The organism is Hymenobacter sp. BT559 (genome assembly GCF_016427535.1).
GTDB lineage: Bacteria > Bacteroidota > Bacteroidia > Cytophagales > Hymenobacteraceae > Hymenobacter.
Genome location: NZ_JAELXV010000005.1, coordinates 95,000 through 115,285, shown reverse-complemented (window position 1 = coordinate 115,285; position 20,286 = coordinate 95,000). Strand labels below are relative to the sequence as shown.

Here is a 20,286-nt window from a genome sequence, read left to right as displayed (position 1 = left end):
ATACCCGGCCCCTGCACCGCGCGCAGCTACAGGGGCCGGGCTAAGCAAAAAACTACTCGATGGTCAGGCGCTTGATGATGGTACCCGCGTTGGTTTGGAGGCGCACGGTGTAGATGCCCGGTGCCAGCACCGGCAGCGCGAGCGGCCGGGTAGCAGTAGCGCTAGGCGCCAGGGTTTGGTGAAACACCGGCTGGCCCAGCGCATTAAGGACCTGTGCCTCGATAGCCTGCTGGCCCAACGTAGTGGGCCAGCCTAGCGACAAGCGGCCGCCCCGCGTGGGGTTAGGGTAGAGGCTCACTTGCTCGCTCAGCGCGGCCGCGGCGGTGGCCAGTGGGCTGCTGGGCCGCAGCACCAGCGCAAAGCGCCCGGCCGCGGTGGCCCCGGCCCCTAGGCTCACGGTGTAGCCGGTGGACTGGCTCAGGTCGAAGAGCGTACCGGTCTGGGCATCGCGCAGCAGGGCCTGCACGCCGGCGGGCAGGTTGAGCAGCTCGGTGGCGCGTAGCGTGTAGCTGCCGGCCTGCGGAGCCTGCACGCGCAGAGGTACGGTAACGGTAGCGGCACCTAGGGCCGGCAGCGCGTTGATAGCTAGCAGGTCAGTAGCGCTCAGCTCGCTGGCTAGCAGTGGGGTGCCGCTCACGGCCAACTTGTAGGCATCGGCGGCGGGGTCGAAGCCGATAGTAGCATCGCCGGGGAAGTACACTACAGCCTCATCGGCGGGGCCGGTGGCGGCACCTAGGGCTAGGCGCACCAAGGGGGCGGGGCCGGTAATGCGCTGGAACGTGGGGCTGGCGTAGGTGGTCAGGCGCGCCGCATTAGTAAAGTTGATGCTGCCCGGCGCGCTGGCCGAAGTAGTGCGCACAAAGAAGCCCTGCATAGCCGCCAACTGCTTGGTGCCGCCATTCACGCTGGGACCGTTGGGTACGTAGGTCGAGTAAGTGCCCGCGTAGGGGCCGGTGGAGCGGAACACGTACACGGCCGCGTCGAGGCCCGTAGTGCTCACGGCGTCCCAGTCGAGGGGCGAGGGGTAGGGATTGCCCAGCAGTTGCCAGCCGGCATCGGCCTGCGGCCCGCGCCCTAGGTTGGTGCGGCTGATGGGACCATTATTAAGCGCGCCCACAAAGTCAACCGTTTCGGTGCCCGGAATATTCACCGAGTACCCTAGGCCCGGCGTCAGCACGTCGGTTAGCGCCGCCGGCGATTCCCAGCCGTAGTCAAAGGCGCTGGTCAGGGCCGAGGCCGCGCTTAGCCGCGCGCCGTTGTAGCCAAATACCGTGGGGAAGGGCGTTACGACGTAAGGGTTTGCAGCCTGGTTATAAGCCGGGTTTACCACCGGCGAGAAGCCGCTCGTGGCGAGGTCGGCTACGGTGGTGCTGGCCACTGGCGCGGCGTAATGGCGGTAGCCATTGCCGGCGTTCGTAGTCGGGTCGATGTAGCGCTGCACCGTCGCATTGCCTACTACAGCGCCGTTGGTATTCACCACCATAGCGGTGCCCGTGGCAGTCGAAAGCAGTGTAAAGGCCCGGCCATTGGTGGTCAGGTTGCCGTTGAGCGTTAGCATTTGGCGCACGCTGGCGGGGGCAACTAGGCTGGCCGTAGCGCTGCCTACCGTAAGGCTAGGAAAGGTGGTGGCGGTGGTGCCGCCGATGGTTTGGGCGCTGCTGCCACCTAGGGCTACGGTGCCGGTGCCGGCCACCGCGCCGCCGTTATTGGTCAGGTTGCCGGTCAGGGTCAGCACGGCGTTGGTGGTCAGTGTCGAGCCGGTACCGAGCGTAACGTTGCGAATGCTTTGGGCACTGCTCACGGTGGGCTGGTTGGCGGCGTAGCCGGGGAAAACGACGTCGTCGGTAGCCGCGGGCAGGGTGTAGGTGCTGGCCGCCGACACGAGGGCATTGGCCGGCGCGCCGTTGTTGGTAATCCAGTTGCTAGCCGTGGCCCAGGCGGCGCTGGTGGTGCCGGTCCACATGGGGCCGGTGTAGGTGCTGGCCACGTAGCTGCGCAGCCACGTCAGGGCCGGGCGCTCGCTGTTGTCGGCATTGGCAATGTACGCGCCCTGATTGGTGCGCCAGTGGCCGGGGCGGTAGCCCCACATCGTGATGCCGCGCACGGCCGGGTTTTCCCAGAACAGCGGGAAAATACGCTGGTAGTCGGCTAGTTGCTGGGCATCGGTTGCGCCATCTAGGTCAAACTCTGTGATATAGAGCGGCAGGTTGGCCGAGGCCAGTGTGGCCATATTGGCCTGAATGGACGCCGTAGAGGTAGGCGCCAGCGAAAACGAGTGCCCCTGAATACCAATGGCGTCGATGAGGCCGCGGTCTTTCAAAAGCTTCGCAATGCCCACGTAGGTAGCGGCCCGGTTGGGCTCGTTTTCTACACTGTACTCGTTTAGCATTAGCTTGGAATTGGGGAAGTACTGGCGCGCCATTTGGAAGGCCGTGATAACCCAGTCCCAGCCCGTAGCACCACTACCGCCCAGCGCGTTGAGGTAGGCGCCGCCATCGGGCCCCGCGGCCCCGGTGGGCGGCTGGTGGGTGGGCTCGTTCACCACGTCGATAAAGTCAATGCGCTTGCCCTGGAAGTGGGTCGCCACGGCCTGGTACCAGTCCTTGATGGCCGCCAGCTTGTCGGCATCGCTTAGGCCGCTGGTAGTGAGCCAGGTAGGCTGCTGCGCGCCCCAGATGAGCGTGTGAAAGCGAAACGGCCCGCCCGTGGCCACTGCTTGGGCGTAGGCCGCATCGGCTTCGGCCCAGTTGTAGCTGCCGCGGGTGCCTTCGGCCACGCCCCATTTGCCGCCGTTTTCGGGCGTGGTGCCATCCCAATACACCCCAAAGTAGGGCGACTGGGCCGTGCTATACGCCGAGCTTAGGTACTTGGGCTTGCCCATCGCAATGGGCGAGCCCGTGGGGGCCGGCCCGGGCGTTACCACGACGGCCGAGCCCTGCGTGCCCGCGTCGAGGTTGGCTACTGTAAAGTTGAGGCCCGTTTGCCCAAACACGAACTTATCGAAGTACAAGCCGTCCTCCCGCGCCCCAATCTGCAGGGTCTGCGTGAGGTTGCCGGCTGGCACCGTAAACGAGGCGCCGCTGCCAAATTTGGACAGATTGACCCATTTCCACAGCGGCGTCATAGCATTGGCGCTGAAGCCGGCGGTACCTAGGCCATCTACGGGCTGGGTCGAACTGGCCACGTAGCCAGCTGAAGCTAGGCCGTTTTGCAGCCGCCAGTCGCCGCTGGTAGTGGGGCTTTTCACACCGAAGCTGGTGGCGTTGTAGTAGCTGTCGTCACTGAAGCCGCCCGGCCCCACCCAGATGCGGGCGTAGAGGTCGTAGCTGCCCGCCCCCGGAAACGTAATGCTGTACGTGAGCACGCGGGCCGCCGTGGTAGGAACCGAGCTGCCGGTGGCATAGCCCGCCTGGTCGGTTTTGGTGGTAATGTAGGTGGCGGCTGGCACCGTGCCGCTGGCCGTGGTGCTGCCGATAATCCAGTCGCCGATGGTGGCCCCAGCTACGGGCGGCGTGGTCGAGGTCCCGGATTCCGCTTCAAACGGCACGGGCGCATTTTGGGCAAAGAGCGAAAAGTGACTGCCAAGCGCAGCCACCAGCGCCAGTCCTAGGCGTTGAGGTTTCTTCATAAGGAAGAGGGTTGGGTGGGAAAAGGAAAGAGCAAGAAATTCGCGGAATAATCCGCGGCCTGCCACACTAAAGTAGGGGCCTCTCGCGTTGTTTAGCCAGCTGTTAATTAGATATATAGCTTAGTATTTTTCAGCAAACGTTTGTGATAGTCTGGGCAAACGTTTGCGATAGCCAGTAATGCCCGAATTTTATAAAGTCGATAAGCTGAGCGCTAGCGGCAGACATAAAAAAAGGGAACGCTAGCCGCCGCTAACATTCCCTTTTTTCGAGGCATTTTTAACGTGTTAGAGCGCGGACTTTGTAGTCCGCGCTCGCAAGTGTGCCGCCACCAAAGCGTAGACTACAGAGTCTGCGCAACATGCAGCTTACCAGATAACAGCGCGGTCGGCCGGCGTGCGGGTCATTCTATCGCCCTCTTTGCAGCCGAAGGCGGCTTGGAACTGCGGCATGTTCATAATAGGCCCGATGGTGCGGTACTGGCCCGGCGAGTGCGGATCAGTCTGGATTTGCTGGCGCAGGGCTTCGGGCCGAATATTTTGGCGGCGTAGCTGGGCCCAGCTCAAAAAGAAGCGCTGCTCGGGCGTGAAGCCGTCGAACTTAGGCCGCGGGCCATTGCCATAGCGTTGCGCCAGCTGCTTTTCGAGGGCAGCGTGCACGATGGTGAGGCCCGCAAAATCGGCCAGGTTCTCACCTAGGGTCAGCTTACCATTCACGTGCACCGAGTCGAGGGGCGAAAAGGCATCGTACTGGCGGGCCACGATGGCGGCGCGCTTCGTAAACTCGGCCGCATCCTGGGGCGTCCACCAGTCGCGCAGGTTGCCGGCGGCGTCGTACTGCCGGCCCTGGTCGTCGAAGCCGTGGGTCATTTCGTGGCCCATCACTCCGCCAATGGCGCCGTAGTTCACGGCATCGTCGGCGTTAGGGTCGAAGAACGGGGGCTGTAAGTAGCCCGCCGGAAACACAATTTCGTTAAGCGGCGGGTTATAGTAGGCGTTGATGGTGGGTGGTGTCATGCCCCACTCGGTGTGGTCGACGGGCCCGCCGAAGCGAGCGGCCTCGCGGCGGCTTTCCCAGCGGCGGGCGGCCAGCACATTTTTGGCGTACGACGCGCGGCTGATAGGCAAGGCCGAGTAGTCCTTCCACTTGTCGGGATAGCCGATTTTCACGCGCAGCGCGTTTAGCTTTTTCAGCGCCTCAGCCTTAGTGGGCGCGCTCATCCAGGTGTTGGTTTGGATGTGCTCGGCCATGCTAGCCTTGATGTTGGCGAGCATTTCCAGCGCTTTCTGCTTGGCCGCGGGCGGAAACGCCTTCTCGACGTAGAGCTGGCCAAATGCCTCCCCTAGGGTAGCATCAGTAGCAGCTTGCGCCCGCTTCCAGCGGGTGGTTTGCTGGCGGGCACCGGTCAGCACCTGATTGTAGCGGAAGCTAGCATCGACGAACGCGGCGGGCAGCGTGGCCGCGAGCGAGCGCACCAAGTGCCAGCGCATGTAGGTCTGCAAATCGGCTAGTGGCTCGGTTTTGAGCAACGTATTCACCTCGTCAAAAAACGCCGGCTGGCCCACGATTATCTCCTGCGCCTTGCTAAGCTGCATATCAGCCAGCAGCTTGGGAAGCTGCACGGCGGGGTAGCGCTGGGTGGCGGCAGTCAAGGCCATTTGGTTGTAGTTGGCCTGCGGGTCGCGTAGCGCCACTCGGCTGCGCGAAGCCTGGGCCAGCCGCTTTTCGAGGCGCTCGACAGTGGCGGCGTTGCGCTGGGCCGCAGCTGGACTGTCGCCCAGCAAGCCAAACAGCTGCTGCATGTAGGTTTGGTAAGCGGCCCGTACTTTCTGGGTGCGTGCGTCGTCCCTGAGGTAGTAGTCGCGGTCGCCCATCGTGAGGCCGCCCTGGTCGAACTGCACCACGTAGCGCGTGGTGTTTTTCTCATCGACTTGCACCCCGCTGCGGAAGAAGGCACCTGTGCCTAGTTCCTGCTCGTAGGCAATAAGCGCCGGCAGCTGCGCCTTGGTTTTGAGCGCCGCAATGCGCGCCAGTTCCGGCTTTAGCGGCTCAATGCCGGCCTTTTCGATGGCCATTGTGTCCATCGCCGCTGCGTAGAAGTCGCCCACCTTCTGAAGGTTGGAGCCGGCTGCGGCGCTTTGGTTGGCCGCCGCTTCTTCCAGAATCTGTTTTAGCGTGGCCTGGGTACGCAGGCCCAGTAGGTTGCGCGGCCCCCAACTGGTGGCGTAGCTCGGAATGGCATTAGATTTAAGCCAATTGCCACCGGAAAACTCGTAGAAATCGTCGCACGGCGACACCGAGCGGTCTAGGTCGGCTACATCGAGGCCTACGCCTTTGGGGTCGGGGGTGGCGGTAGCCGTGGGGGCAGTAGCAGTGGTAGCAGTAGTGGGTGCGGCGGGGCCGCTGCTGGCGCAGCCAGCTAGGCCAGCGCCGAGCATCAGACTCGCCGCAACATTGCGCAAATGAGACATGTACGTGGGGTAAAAGGGCAGGGTAGCGCAAAAACGCTAGCTTGCAAACTTACCCTATTACTAGCAAATTTCTGCTTATGGTAGAATAGGCTTAGTGCAGCTCAGTAGCGGCATTGTCCTATGTTGCCGGGGCGGCCGCAAATGGAAAAAATGATTTGTTGCGCGGGCTTTGCAGTTTGCGTTTGTTAACGAACAGCCTTGCGCATGTATACTACAAAGTCCGCCCAACCTCCTAGGCCAGCAGCTTGTAGCCCACGCCACGCACGTTTACTATTTGCACCTGCGGGTCGTGGCGCAGGTAGCGGCGCAGTCGCGTGATGAACACATCGAGTGAGCGACCGTTGAAAAAGCTGTCGTCGCCCCACAACTGGCGCAGTACCTCGGTACGGGTGAGGACTTGGTTGCGCTGGTCGAGCAAGCACTTGAGTAGCTCGGCCTCGCGGTGGGTAAGGGTGGTTTCGGGCTGGCTGCCATCGGCCAGGCGCAGGCGCTGCTGGGGGTGGTCGAAGCGGTAGCGGCCAATGGTCAGCGGGCCGGGCACGGGCGGCGGGGCAGCCACCGGCGGGCGGCCCAGCAGCGCCCGCACGCGCACCACCAACTCATCCATACTGAAGGGCTTTTTGAGGTAGTCGTTGCCGCCCAGCTCGAAGCCGCGCACCACATCGGCCGGCTGCGAGCGGGCCGTGAGGAAGATGATGGGCACCGCTTTGTTGGTCCGCCGAATCTGGGCGGTCAGGTCGAAGCCATCGCGCACGGGCATCATCACGTCGGCCACCACCACATCAGGCTCTAGGTCCTGGAAAAGCTGCCATCCCTGTGCCCCATCGGCTGCGTGGTGCACCACGAAGCCGCGGGTTTCGAGGCTGTCTTGCACAATACGAGCTAGCGAAAGCTCGTCTTCGACGAGGAGGAGAGTAGGCATTTTCAAAGGACTCATTTATAATTATCAATACACCTGTCCTGCTGAGCTTGCGAAGCATCTTCTCACGCGAGGGTTACTAGCTCTGACGCGATAAGATGCTTCGCAAGCTCAGCATGACAGATGCTTGATGTGATGTCTCTACTATTCTAACCTATTTATTACTAGTCAATAACTGAATCTGGCAACCAGATGATAAACTCACTGCCCCGTCCCGGCGTGCTGCGCACGCTGACGCGGCCGCCGTGCCCCGCTACCACTTGTCGCACGTAGTATAGCCCGAGGCCAAAGCCCTTGACGGGGTGCAGGTTGCCGGTGGGCACGCGAAAGAATTGCTCAAAAATGGCGTCCTGGTAGCCGGGCGCGATTCCGGGGCCATCGTCGGCCACCGAGAGCTGGTAGCCGCCCGCCGCTAGCTGGCCCCCAATGCGAATGGTGACGCGCTCGCCCGAATACTTAATGGCATTATCGAGCAGGTTGTGCAGCGCGCCAGCCAAGTGCAGGCGGTCGAGCAACAGCGTGGCGGCGGGGGCAATGTTTACTTCAAACTGCACTGGCTTGGGCGCTTGCAGCTCGTGGCGGCTGACCAGCTCGGCCACCAGCGCGGCGAGGCGCACGGTCTCGGGGCGCAGGGCCAGGGCATGGCCGGGGCGGTCTTCTACGGCAATGTGCAGCACTTTTTCGACCAGGTCGGAGAGGCGGCGTACTTCCTGCCGGGCCATGGTGAGGTAGGTGTCCGTCTTGCGCGCATCACCTAGTGCACCAAAATCCTGCAACGCCTCCATAGCCGCCGACACCGTGGCGAGCGGTGTTTTCAGCTCGTGCGTCATGTTGTTGATAAAGTCGTTCTTGACTTCAGCCAGCTTCTTCTGCCGCAGTATCGTGCTCAGCATGAGCGCAAAGCAGCCCGTGGTGAGGCCCAGCAGCACCGCCGAGCCGGCCAGGCTGCCCGTCATGTGGCGCAGTACATAAGCCCTAGGTGCCGGGAAGGAGGCTCCCACGGCTAGGCCGCGCACAGGATTGAGCGACACGGCTAGCGTGTGCACTGGGTAGCCGGCGCGGTTGGGCAGCATCCGAATAAGTACAGTGTCGCGGACGCCAGGCACGTGCGCCTTAAAAGATATAGTAGTGTTGCTGACTGTATCAAGCTTAAAATCAGTCGCTATCTCGCGCTGGCGCAGCTCGGTGCGGTACGCAAGCGCTAGCTGCCCCAAATCAACAGGTTGCTGGCGGTACCAGTTGCTGATAACAAAGCTGGAGAGCTGCCGGGCCAGCGAATCGGTGCGCGCGGCGCGCGTGCGCTCGACTTGCGCGTTGGGCACCGAGCGTTTGCTTGCGGCTGACGAGCGCAAAACCAACACCCTAGGTGGCTGCGCCGGCCGGGGCCAGGGCCGAGCCGCTTGTGGCGCGGTAAGGCCAGTATCCAGCTTTTCTATTTGCCAGCGCGAGGCCTGGCCGGGGGGCAAGCTAGCGTCGGCGTAGTTGTTGAATTTGATGTTGAACATCTTGTTGGTGCGCCTAACCTGCTGGCGTTGCACCACCGCTTCAAGCGCCTCGCTAGTCGAGCGGCCAAACTGCGTGGTGGCCAGCTGATAGCTGCCATAAAGCCAATAGGCCTGAAAGCCATAGATGCCGAGCAGGCAGCTAGCTAGCAAACTGAAAATAAAGCGCAGGCGACTTTTCATGCGGCAGAATAGCGTAGGTCGAAAGTACGGCCGCTTAGGGTCTCAAAAAGCCGCATTAACACTCATTAACAAAGAATAACAGTGCTTTACACGGGCGGCTTCGTCCTTTGCGGCGTTCTATTTAACCCCGTTTGTGATGACCACTTTCTTCTGCGTAACCCTAGCTGGTGTGCTTGTCGGCAGCCTGGCTAGCCACCTAGCTACCGCCCAATCCACTGCGCCGGCAACTGGCCGCTTGCGCTATGAGTTTGCGCAGCGAGTAGACAAAGACAAGGTGAAAATCAAGATGTTTGACCCTAATGGTCAGGAAATCAATATTGATGGACCGGGCTCCACTATTGAGCTGCCAACTTCGATGAGCGCGCAGAAAAGCCTGGTATATAGCAGCCGCTACGCCAAAGAAGAACAGCCGCAAGGCTTGCAAATGGTGGGCGGTAATATCAACATGGTACCTGGTAAGACTCCTGCTGCCACTCGCAGCCTCCCGGCACCCATCAGCAGCGCGCAGTACTTCGACCTGGGCGCCCGCACCGCCACCACCGTGACTACCATTGGCGGTAAAGACTACGTGGCGCCGCCCGCGCCTGTGCCCGCGCCGCCCGCTGGCTGGCAAGACCTACCCCAGACCAAGCGCATAGCCGGCTACCTCTGCCACAAGGTCACGGTGCCATTTAAGAAAGAAACCTACACGCTGTGGGTGACCACCGAGCTGCCCTTTGCCTACTCGCCGGTGCGCGAGCTCACGCCCGCCCAGGGTGTGGTGCTGGCCCTGAGCAGCGACCAAGAAGAGTACACGGCCACCAAGCTCACGGCCGAGCCGGTGGCCGAAGCCGACGTGCGCCCCAGCCCCCAAGCTCGGCCCGTGACCGAAGCTGAGCTCAAAGAACTACGCGCCAAGGCTACCGCCGACCAGCACCAGCGCGTGCTAGAGCAAATGGCCAGCCAGCCAAGACCCTAGGGTATGCGGCAGCTAATTATAACGTTCCTACTCCTGCTGGCAGGGGTGGGGCGGGGCAGCTATGCCCAGCCCGCGCCACGCCCCGGCCTAGGTCTAGTGCAGGGCGTAGTGCTCGACTCGGCCAGCGGCCAGCTGCTGCGCGAGGTATCGGTGACCCTACTGCACGCCCGCGATTCGAGCTACGTCACGTTTTCGCTCACCGATGGCAGCGGGCACTACGCGCTGCGGGGCGTGCGGCCGGGACAGTACTTGGTGCTGGTGAATGCCCTAGGCTATAAAACCTTGCAGCGGCCGGTGGCCATGACGGCCGCCCAGCCCACCTTGGACCTGCCGCCGCTGCGCCTGCGCGCTGAGGCCCGGCAGCTGGGCGAAGTAGTCGTAACGCACCAAGCGCCTGTGAGCGTGAGCGGCGACACGGTAGCGTTTAGCGCCAAAGCCTTCAAAACCCAGCCTAATGCGGCCGTGGAGCAGTTGCTTAAAAAGCTGCCCGGCGTGGAGGTAGACCGCGACGGCACTATCCGCTCGCAGGGGCAGGCGGTGGATAAGGTACTGGTCGATGGCAAGCCGTTTTTTGGCGACGACCCCAAGATGGCAACCCGTAACCTGCCGGCCGACATCATCGAACGGGTGCAGCTGTATGACCAGCAAAATGACCAAGCCAATTTTTCGGGCATCGACAGCGGCGAGCGGCAGCGCACCATTAACCTCGTGACGCGCCGCGACAAGCGCAAGGGCTACTTCGGTACCGAGCAAGCCGCCCTAGGTACCGCCGGCCGCTACCAAACTAAGTTGGGTCTCAACCGCTTCAATAATGGCCGCCAGCTATCGGCCTTAGCCCAGGCCGATAACGTGAACCGCCAAGGCTTTACGGATAGTGGCCCGACTACGAGCCTGACCGATGGGGGAGGGGGCGCCGGCAGCCTAGGTGGCAGCAGTGGCGGCCTGGTACTGGAAGCGCCGGGCGGCGCGCGCAATCCAGGCAGCACCGCGGGCAGTGGCGGCCAAGTAGGCATGACGGAGGCCGCGTCGGGCGGGCTCAACTACCGCGACGCCTGGGGCAAGCGCCTCGAAGTAGCGGGCAGCTACCTGGCCGCCTGCGCCACCACCCTAAACGACCAGCAGGCCCAGCGCCAAAACCTGACCGGTGCGGCCGTCCCCGACGCTGTGCCGCTCACCGACCGCCGCGCCGCCAGCCGCGCCCGCACCACCAGCCAGCGCGCCAACCTACGCCTCGACTACCGCCTCGATTCGCTTACCAGCCTGCGCTTCACGCCCAGCCTCAGCTGGCAAACCACCGACCAACTGCGCACCACCGACCAGCAAACCAGCCAGGGCGGCAGCTTGCTCAACCAAAGCACCGGCCGCTACGACGCCGCGGCCCGCAGCCTCACGGGCGGCGCCAACGCGCTGCTCATGCGCAAATTCAAGCGGGCCGGACGCACCTTTTCAGCTAACCTCAACCTAGGGCTCGACCGGCAAAGCGGACTGGCGCTGAACCAAGCCACCAACACCTTTTTTGCAGCGGGAGCGGGTGCACCACAGGTGCTCAACCAGCAAATCGACCAGGCTACGCCGCGCCAGCAGGCCGCTATTAATTTCTCGTACACCGAGCCGCTGACCCTGCGGCACCAGATAGAGGCGCACTACAACTACACTACTGCACCTAGCCAAGCCCACCGCCTTACTACCGATTTTAATGCCGCCACCGGCGAGTATGACCAAGTAAATGCCTTGCTCAGCAACGAATTTAGGAGCCGCTACGCTGCCCAGCGCGCCGGCCTCACCTGGCAAACGCGTCGCTTGCGCTATACCTATAACCTAGGGCTCGATGCCCAGCAGGCCACCCTTAGCCTCGACAACCAAACGGCCGAAACCAGCTTGCGGCGAGCTTACCCTACGTTGCTGCCGCAGGCCAACTTCAGCTACAGCGGGGCCCGCAGCCGCTCGCTACGCCTCAACTACCGCACCACGCTTACGGCGCCCGCGGCCAGCCAGCTCCAGCCGGTGCCCGATAATAGCAATCCGCTCAGCATCAGACTCGGCAACCCCGACCTGCGCCCCGAGTACAGCCACAGTCTTACGGCGACGTATAGCCAGTCGGACCTGGCGCGGGGACGCAGCCTTATGGGGCTGGTGGCTGGGCAGGCGGTGCAGCACCGCATTGTGTCGGCTACGACGTTTGATGCGGCCGGCGTGCGCACCACCCAGCCCGTTAATGCCGACGGCTATCTGGCCCTGAACGGGTACCTGTCGCTAGGCCAGCGGCTGCCCAGCCACCAGCTCAACCTAAACGCCAGCACCAGCGCTAACCTCAGCCGCAGCCAAAGCTTTATCAACGGCCAGCCCAACGTGGCCCGCACCTGGCTGCTGGGCCAAACGCTTAGTGTGAACTCGGCTTATAGTGAGCACCTAGAGCTGGGGCTGAACGCCAACTTTACGTACCAGCAGGCCGACTACTCGCTATCACCTGCGGCTAATACGGCTTACTTTACCCAGACCATTAGCGGCGATGTGTACTGGCGCCTGCCCGGCCGCTGGGTGCTCACCTCCGACGCGTATTTTAGTAATAATAGCGGCCTAGCGGCTGGTTACAATCAGCACGTGCTGCTCTGGAATGCCGGCCTGGCCTACCAGCTATTTGCCAACCGGCAAGGCGAGCTTAAGCTCTACGCCTTCGACCTGCTGGGCCAAAATCGCAGTGTGCTGCGCACCGCCACTGATACCTACGTCGAGGACGTGCGCAGCCGTGTGCTTTCGCGCTATATACTGCTCAGCTTCAGCTACCAGGTGCGAAACTTTGGCCGGTGAGCGTGGCGTAGGAGCAGACCTAAAATAAAACGGCTGTCATGCTGAGCCTCGCTTAGCATGACAGCCGTTTTGTTGCTGTGTAGATACCCTAGAAAGGATAGCCGATAGCAATGTTCAAGCGGCCCGATTGGTCGTCGCTGGCGGGCGTGCCGTAGTTGGCGCGCAGGGGTATGGCGTAGTCGAAGCGAAGCACGAAGAACTGCACGTCGATGCGCAAGCCTGCGCCCGCACCCACGGCCAGTTGGTTGAGGAAGGTGCTGGCATTGAACTGCCCGCCCGGGCGCTGGGGGTCATTGTTGACGAGCCAGATATTGCCCGCATCCACAAACACGGCGCCCTTCACGTAGGAAAACAGGTCCTGGCGGTACTCTAGGTTGCCTTCGAGGCGCAGGTCGCCCACTTGGTCGTAGTAGTTGTTGATGAAGTCGCCGGCCACCGGCCGGTACGAACCGGGCCCAATTTGGCGCGCCGCGTAGGCCCGAATGGAGTTAGGACCCCCAATACCGTACTGGCGCAGGTAGGGTAGCGAGCCGCCCGATGAGTTGCCATAGGGTAAGCCCGCTCCAATTTGCAAGCGGCCCACAATGCGGTTGCCCGAGGCAGGGTTGGCGCTGATGCGGTAGTACTCGCGCAGCTCTAGGTCAAACTTGGCGTATTGCGCGAAGCGCTGGCCCGCAATGCTGTAGTACTGGTCGCCAGTGGTGGTGCCTGCCGTGAGGCGGCTGAGTGCGTTGGCCGCGTTGCCAGCTACCTCTGCCTGTCCTTGAAAGAAAATCTGCTGGCGGCGCTTCTCCAGCACCTGCTGGTTGTAAGTGTAGCGGTAAGAACTGGCTAGGATAAACTGCGAGGTGTAAGCCTGCTTCAGGAAGGGACGAGCGTTGAGCACCTCATTGAACGCTTGGTCGGTAGAAACAGCGTTGTACGAGGCATCAATCAGCTTCAGTTCCTGCTCATTAGTAATTTTAGTTTTCCAACTGTAGCCGTAGCTGGCGTTATAGCTGGTGGTGCTGAAGTAATTAGTACGGTTGACATAGCGCAAGCCTAGGCCAAAATTAGTGCGCGGCTGAAAGTTAGAATTGACCAGACGTGGGTTCAGAAACGGCAGGTTAGGCGCTATGAGACGCGGTACGACCAGTTGGGCATTCAAGCCAAATTCAGTCGAAATCAAGCCCGAGGTACCGCGAGTCGATTGTACCCCGGAGGGAGGGCGAGTTTGCGTTTCGTACGAAGCTACCGCATTTACGAGCAGCTGCTCGGCCCCACGAAAGGCTGAGCGGTTGCGAAACTGCGCCGTGAGGCCCGGCCCAATGAAGCCGTTGCTTTTGCTTACCAACTGGAGCTCGGCGCGCAGGCTTTTCTTCTTAAGCTGCGTCATTAGTACGTCGGCATCGAGACGGGCGCGGCCGGCCGAGTCGCCGGCGGTCGAGGGCTTGAACTTGATTTCGACGTAGCGGAAGGTGTTCAGGCTCATGAGGCGCGAGAGCGTCTGGTCGCGCCGAAACTGCCGAAACAAACTGTCGGGATATAGGAACACGGCTCGCGTAACGGCCTTTGCCTTAAACACGTCCTCGTCGGGGTAGTACAAATATTTATTGTAGCGAATGGGCTCGCGGGTGGTCGTGTCGGTAAGTACGTAGTTGGTATTTAGGCTGATGGTTTTGAGCCAGTAGGGTCGCGTGGCCTTGGCGGGCGCCTCGGCCTTCAGCTTATAATACACATTCACCTTGCCATTGAGCGTGCTATCAACCTGAAACAGGATATAGTTAGGGTTAAAGTAGTAGTAGCCCCGGTTCTTGAGTGCCTTGTCAATGCGGGCGCGTTCGTTGGTAAACACGTCTAGGTCGTAGGGGTCGCCTACTTTCAGCAGCGTGTTGGGTTGAGTGCTCCGAATGGCCGCATCGATGAGAGTGTCGCGGTCCGGAAAGTGAATTTCCTGGATGGTGTACTGCTGGCCCGGCCGCACCGTGTAGTTTATCTGGGCGGTGTTCTCCTTTACCTGCACTTCGCTGGCGGCGGCACCGTGGAAGTAACCGCGATTTTGAAGGCGATTCACCATCAGGCTGCGGGTGTTGGCGGGCTGGGCCTGGCTAAGCAGCACTGGCGGCTCGCCGAGCTTGTCGGCCAGGAAGTGTTTCAGGCCCTTAGATTTACCTATCCCTAGGTGCCAAAAATAGAGCTTGGGCCGCTGCCCCAGAATCGAGGAGTTGGGCTGGGGCCGAATGAGGTCGGTAAGTTCGGTTTGCAGGGCCGACTGGTTGCGCAGCTTGGTGGGCGACTCTAGGGTGACTTTGCTGCCGGTGTACAGCTTCTCGCCTTCGGGCACGTATTTCAGCCCCGAGCACGAGGCAAAAAACAGTAAGCCCAACACAGCGGCCCAACGCTGGGCCGCCGCAGGCAGCAACTTAGAAGAGGCAAACAAGGAGATTTTCTTCATACTATACTCTTTTTGCAGGGCGGGGCGCTGGCCGCAGGGCGGAGTGGCACGCCAACTCCGCCCTAGGTAGGCCATTCGAACGGAAACGGAGACTACTCCGCTTTGCTACAGCCGCTTATTGGCTGGTGGTGGGACGGCGCGTGGTGTCGCGGCGGCTGGTGGTGGCAGCGGTTACGGCCGAGGCCGAATCGGCCTGCTGCTGCTCACGGCGCTTCCGCTCTTCCTTATCCAGCTTGTCTTGCTTGCGGATGTCGCGGTTGCGCTGCTTGTCGGCCTTGCTCACTTTCTCAAACAGGTCCTTAAAGTCGTTGTAATCTCGCTGGAACACTAAGGCAGCACCCGTGCGCACAATGTTGCCGTCGATGTCCTCGTAGGCATTCTGACGGAAGGCCCGCAGGCGCAGGCGGCCGTCGGCCAAAACGGTGTATTCGAGGCTCACGTCGCCGGCCAGGTTGCTGGCCGAGTTCTGGTTGCCGCCTACCGCCGTGTTGCCGCCGCCGCCGGCCAGAGCAATGTCGCTGCCCACGCGCACCGTGAGGCGGTTATTGAAGAGCTGACGGCGCACGGCTACGTTCAGGTCGGTGCGCGAGCCTGAGCTGCTGGTGTAGTCGGCCTGGTTGGTCACGCCTAGGTCGAGGCCCAGGCCCGAGAGGTACTTGCCCGTCAGGTTCTGAAGCTGGTCGGTAAGCACCTGGCTTACCGAGCCGCGCAACTGGCTGGCCACCAAGCTTTCGCCACCCGCCGACTGGAAGGGGTTCTGCTGAATAAAGCGCCCCAATACTAGCAGCGAAAACACTTGCTTGCTCTGCTCCGAAGTCTGGTTGGGCTGACGCAGGTTGGCCAGAATGGCATCGACTTGAGGCGCCGCCGGGTTATTAAGGGCCGACTGCGGTATCGTGATATCGAACCCAATGGTAGGCTTGCTGAGCTGGTCAGTTACCTTAATGAGTACGTTAAAGTCCATGGCATTGCGTGCCACGGCATTAGTAGCCGCGTCGTTGGTGCCTTGCGCGGCCAGCAGGTCGGCGGGGGGGGCCTTCACCTTGTACACGGCTGTGAGATTCAGGTCAGCGTTGTAGGGGTCGCCGCTCCATACCAGCGATGAGCCTTTAGCAATGATGAACTCGCGCGTGACTAGCCCATACAGCGAGAGCCGGTACTTGCCGCGGCGCACATCGAGGCGCCCGCTGAGGGTGATGTTGCCGCTGGGGTCGATGTTAGTTGTCAGGGTGCCGGCGGCCCGCACGCGCAGGTTGTCACCGCTCACGGGGTCTACCACGAAGGTGAAGGGCGTATCGTCGTTAATCGTAATCTGGGCCGTGATATCGTAGCCGATAGTGCCAGCCTGAGCTATCGAGTCGGCCACCGCCAGCCTTTTAGCCAGCATGGGGTTAATCTTAACGCTCTTGTCCACAAACTGCACGATGCCTTCGCGGGCCACCACACTGGGGTCTACGGCCGGGTTCTCTACCGTGAGGTCTGAGCCCTTGGCCACGGTGGCGCGGGTGTCAATCTTGATGAGTGAGAGCGGCCCGGTGAGGCGCGTATCAGAGTCTACTACCAGGCGCCCGTAGTAGAGTGTATTGTCCTTCGTGCGCTTGCTCTTCACGGCCAAGAACTTATCTGTCGTCACGCGTAAGTCAAAGGAGTAGTCTATTAGGTTGGGCGTGAGCAGGTAGCCGTTGGCCACCGCCTTATTGCCAGCCGAGTCGAGCACCGTGAAGTTGTTGAAGGCGATACCCTTCGCATCAAACGTAATGGGCTGGCTCACCAATCGGAACGGCGAGCCGAGCTGCGGCACCACAAAGCTGGCATCGGGCGAAGTAGTGAGCTGGCCACGTACCTGCGGCGCGCTGGTGGTGCCTGCCAGCGTCAGCTGCCCCGTGAGGAAACCGGTGGCCTGGCTTACCTGCCCAGCCGAGAAGGGCTCAGCCGTTTTCACATTCAGGCGGGCCACGTCTACCACAAAGTCGAGCGGCGTGTTGCCCACCGTGCGGTAGGCGCCGCGCACAGTCACATCGTTGCCGCCACCGCCGGTGAGGCGGGCGTTTACGTCGTAGCGGTCGGGCGTGGGGTTGCTGGCTTGCAGGGCCAGGTCGCCAATGATGGTCTTGCTAAAGAGCACGTCCTTGATGCTGAGGTCGGCTGTGAAAGCTTGCTTGGGGGTACCTAGGTTGCGGGCCACGGCCTCGCCGTTGAGGGTGCCCCCTAGGGTCGAATCGGGCTGCCCGATGGCCTTGCTCAAGATGCTGAGCTGGAACTGCTCGAAGCGCACGGCCAGCGGCGAGGTGTTCACGGCCGGGTTCTGGCTCTGCACCACCAGCGCCGACGAGCCGTTACTCAGGCGCAGGGCGTTGGCCACTATGGTGCCGTCGGCATTGTAGCGCACGTAGTTGCCCGCGCCGGCCGTCCAGGTGTCGTAATTGATAATCTGGTCGTCGTCGAAGGCAAACTGGTAGGCATCGCCGCCGCGCTGGTCCACTACCGATAATGTACCGTCCAGCGCCAGCCGCTCTTTATTAGTCGAGTCTCCTAGGATAGCGACGCGAGTATTGACTTTATTATCAGCTACATTGCCCACGATGCTGGGCTGGCGCAGCTGGAAGGTGGTATCCACCAGCGTCTGCTGGGCCGCCCGGGCCAGGCGCAGCGCATAGCCAAGCTTCTGCGGGTCCGAATCCACGTTCAGCGTCAGCGAATCGAGGCGGTAGCTCTGGTAGCGAATGACGGGAATGTTGGTTTTGGCCGTGAGGCGGGCGGCAGCGCGGTTGTAGTCGCCAGCCAGCGTGAAGGGCGACAAGCGCCACAGGCCCGGCACCAGCCGGCGCAGCAGCCGCGTGTTTTTTACACGCAGCGAGTACGTAAACTGCTGGTTGCCCGCATTATTGGTGAAGGGCTGTACGCCCGCCAACCGGAAATAGCGGTTGATGTGCCGCTGTAGCTCCGTGGCCAGGTCGCCTAGATGTACGTTACCATCGAGGTTGACATCGGCAATGTTCGAGTTGAAATTGACGGCCGTGCGGGTGGCCGTTTGCACGATGCGCCCGCTCACCGAGTCCAGCGCGATGGGCTGGTTGTTATTGACAATAACAATGTTGTTGCCGCTGAACGTACCATTAATTGTGTTGGCGCTCGCGCCGCGCAGGTTGGCGTTAAGGTTGCCCTGAATGCGTAGGTCACCGCCAGTGTAGAAGCCTAGCTTGGTAAGGTTAGCGCCGCGCAAGTTCAGCTTGGTTACCTCGTAGCTCGGGTTGTTAGCGTCGCGCAGGTTCACCACGGCGTTCAAGTCGAGGTCGAGATTGGGGTCGCTTTTGCTGCTGGCCGCGATGGTGTATTTGTTGCGGTCGATGTCCACAGCGGCCGTCACGCCACGGTAGGTGTAGCCGTTGTAGCGGGCGCTCTGGATGTTAGCTGTCACCTTGCCTATCAGCGTGGCTGGGTCTTGCAAATTGCCGGTAGCATTGATGCGTCCGCTGCCCGTGATAGTGCCGATAGTCGGGTCTTTCAGCAGCTTGCCCGCATCAAAGTTTTGCACCGCAAACGTGCCCACCAGCGGCTGCCGGCCATTGGCCTGCGCTGCCCCGAGCTTGCCCGAAAAGGCCACGTTGCCGTAGGTCGAGCGCAGCTTGAGGTTGGTATCAAATGCCAGCGTTACCGGCCGCCCCTTGAAAGTGCCGCTCAGCGAAAGGGTAGGGGGGATGCTGATATTGCTAGGTATCGTGCCCTTGGGTACGAGGCTCAACAAGTCGGCCCGCGTGGTGCTGAAGCGCTGCAAGTCGATGTCTGTGTACAGCCGCCCATCTACATTGGGCAAACCTACAATGTGCGCCCGCCGGGCCTGCACCACCGTGTTGCGGAAGCCCACAAAGTCGAGGTTGCGGATGTTGAGGTCACCTAGGCGGCCGCTCACCAGTCCGCTCAACAAGATGCTTTGGTTGGGGCCGGTGGTGAAGGGCGGCGTGTCGGCCAGGCTTGGCACTAGGTACAGCACGTCGCGGAAGCCCAGGCGCGTCTCGCGCAGGTCGCCGCTCAGCCCTAGGTTGGGTAGGTCGTCGGCAATGCCAGCCAGGCTCTTGTAGCGCATACCTAGGCTGCGCTTGATGCGCGAGTGGGGTGTCACGAGGTCGAGGCTGTCGAGTTGAATCTGCGCCGTGTCGTACACCACATTGGCCCGCGCCGACGTGATGGCGAAGCCGCTGTGGTCCTTGCCCGCCAGGTTGTCGAGCTTCACCGTAGTGCGCGCTTCGGTAAAGGTGAGGTCCCGCGTATTCAGTACTAGGTCCGTAAAGTGCAGGTGGCTGTAGTCGAGTGCCGGGTAGCGGCTTTTCAGCTTGGGGTCGTTGAAGTTGTCGAAGTTCACGGCCACGCCACTGATGTCCGACTGGCCTAGGGTCACGCGCCACTTCATGGGCGAAGCGTTGGCCTTGTCGGCGGCCTCATCCACCTTGCGCACCGCCTCGGCCGGGTTGATGGCCCGCTGCTCGGTGGGCACGTTTTCGTTTTGCGAGTAGGCGAGGATGGTGTTTTTGAGCGTCAGCTTATCAAGGTCGATGCGCTCTTTTACTAGGTCGATGTTTTTGGCCGTGATGTCGGCCAGCCCGATTTGGGTGTTGATGTACTGTGCCGAGGGGTCGTTTTTATACACAAAGCCCACGTCTTCGAGCGTCGCCTTGTTCAGCCCGAAGGTCAGGCTCAGCGGCTCCTCGGGCTTGTTGTCATCCAGCTCAGGTGCGGTTTTGGTTTGCTCCATCCGGATGGCAGCGTGGCGCAAAGCCGCGTTATCCACTTTATACACCGAGTTATCCACATCTACCTCGTCCATGTTCACCAGCAGCTCGCCGAGCTTGGCGCGCAGGTCAGAGCCGGCTATCTGGTCGTTTTGAGTGAACAGGATATTGGTCAGGCGCACCCGCCCGATGTTGTACTTCAGCCCCGAGCTAGTGGTATCGACCGGCGCCGTGGGGTCGCTGAAGGCCTTGACGATAAAATCGTAGTTGTTGACGCTGTCGGGCTCGGTGCGCGTCAGGCGCACGCGGCCATTGTTCAGCTCCACGTCCTTGACATTAATCTGCTTTTTGAGCAGCGCAAAAATGTCGATGCTCACGCCTAGGTGGCCCACGCTCAGCAGGGTGTCGCGCTGCTGGTCGGCCAGGTACACATCGTCGAAGTTGATGGCGTGGCAGAAGTCGGTACGAAACTTGCCGAGCCGCACTTCAGTCTTCAGCTTGTCGCGCAGGTAACCTTCGGCTCGGCGGGCTACAAAATCTTGCCCGCTAGGAAATTGCAGAAACGCGACTACTCCCACTACTAGTAGTAGCACTAGGCCAATCAGCCCAAATACAACGTATAAAAAGCGGCGTAAGTAGATGGACACAGGCAGAAAAA

8 protein-coding genes are annotated in these 20,286 nt (G+C 61.5%); 2 read left to right on the top strand and 6 right to left on the bottom strand.

Annotated features, from left to right (window positions below):
• Window positions 1-52: 52 nt before the first annotated feature.
• The 4 genes from JAO77_RS16800 to JAO77_RS16785 form a co-directional block, all read right to left on the bottom strand.
• Entirely contained in the window at window positions 53-3,628 is a 3,576-nt protein-coding gene (locus JAO77_RS16800; RefSeq protein WP_198991570.1) for an endo-1,4-beta-xylanase, read from the bottom strand.
• Between the two features lie 366 nt (window positions 3,629-3,994).
• Window positions 3,995-6,097, bottom strand: coding sequence for a M13 family metallopeptidase (locus JAO77_RS16795; protein ID WP_198991569.1), 2,103 nt, complete (start codon window positions 6,095-6,097; stop codon window positions 3,995-3,997).
• Between the two features lie 232 nt (window positions 6,098-6,329).
• Entirely contained in the window at window positions 6,330-7,019 is a 690-nt protein-coding gene (locus tag JAO77_RS16790) for a response regulator transcription factor (RefSeq protein WP_198991568.1), read from the bottom strand.
• A gap of 161 nt (window positions 7,020-7,180) precedes the next feature.
• Entirely contained in the window at window positions 7,181-8,701 is a 1,521-nt protein-coding gene (locus tag JAO77_RS16785) for a sensor histidine kinase (protein ID WP_198991567.1), read from the bottom strand.
• 136 nt (window positions 8,702-8,837) lie between these two features.
• On the opposite strand from JAO77_RS16785, the gene JAO77_RS16780 reads away from it, so the two are divergent.
• Both JAO77_RS16780 and JAO77_RS16775 read left to right on the top strand, forming a co-directional pair.
• Window positions 8,838-9,659 (top strand): hypothetical protein, encoded by an 822-nt coding sequence (locus JAO77_RS16780; protein WP_198991566.1) that lies wholly within the window; start codon window positions 8,838-8,840, stop codon window positions 9,657-9,659.
• Between the two features lie 3 nt (window positions 9,660-9,662).
• The gene (locus tag JAO77_RS16775) at window positions 9,663-12,467 is read left to right on the top strand and encodes a TonB-dependent receptor (RefSeq protein WP_198991565.1); all 2,805 of its coding nucleotides are present in this window, start codon (window positions 9,663-9,665) and stop codon (window positions 12,465-12,467) included.
• An 88-nt stretch (window positions 12,468-12,555) separates the two neighbouring features.
• On the opposite strand, the gene tamL is transcribed toward JAO77_RS16775, so the two are convergent.
• Window positions 12,556-14,901, bottom strand: a complete 2,346-nt coding sequence (gene tamL, locus JAO77_RS16770) for a translocation and assembly module lipoprotein TamL (RefSeq protein ID WP_198991564.1) — start codon at window positions 14,899-14,901, stop codon at window positions 12,556-12,558.
• Between the two features lie 115 nt (window positions 14,902-15,016).
• Window positions 15,017-20,275: a translocation/assembly module TamB domain-containing protein gene (locus JAO77_RS16765; RefSeq protein WP_198991563.1), complete on the bottom strand. Its 5,259-nt coding sequence runs from the start codon at window positions 20,273-20,275 to the stop codon at window positions 15,017-15,019.
• Window positions 20,276-20,286: the final 11 nt, after the last annotated feature.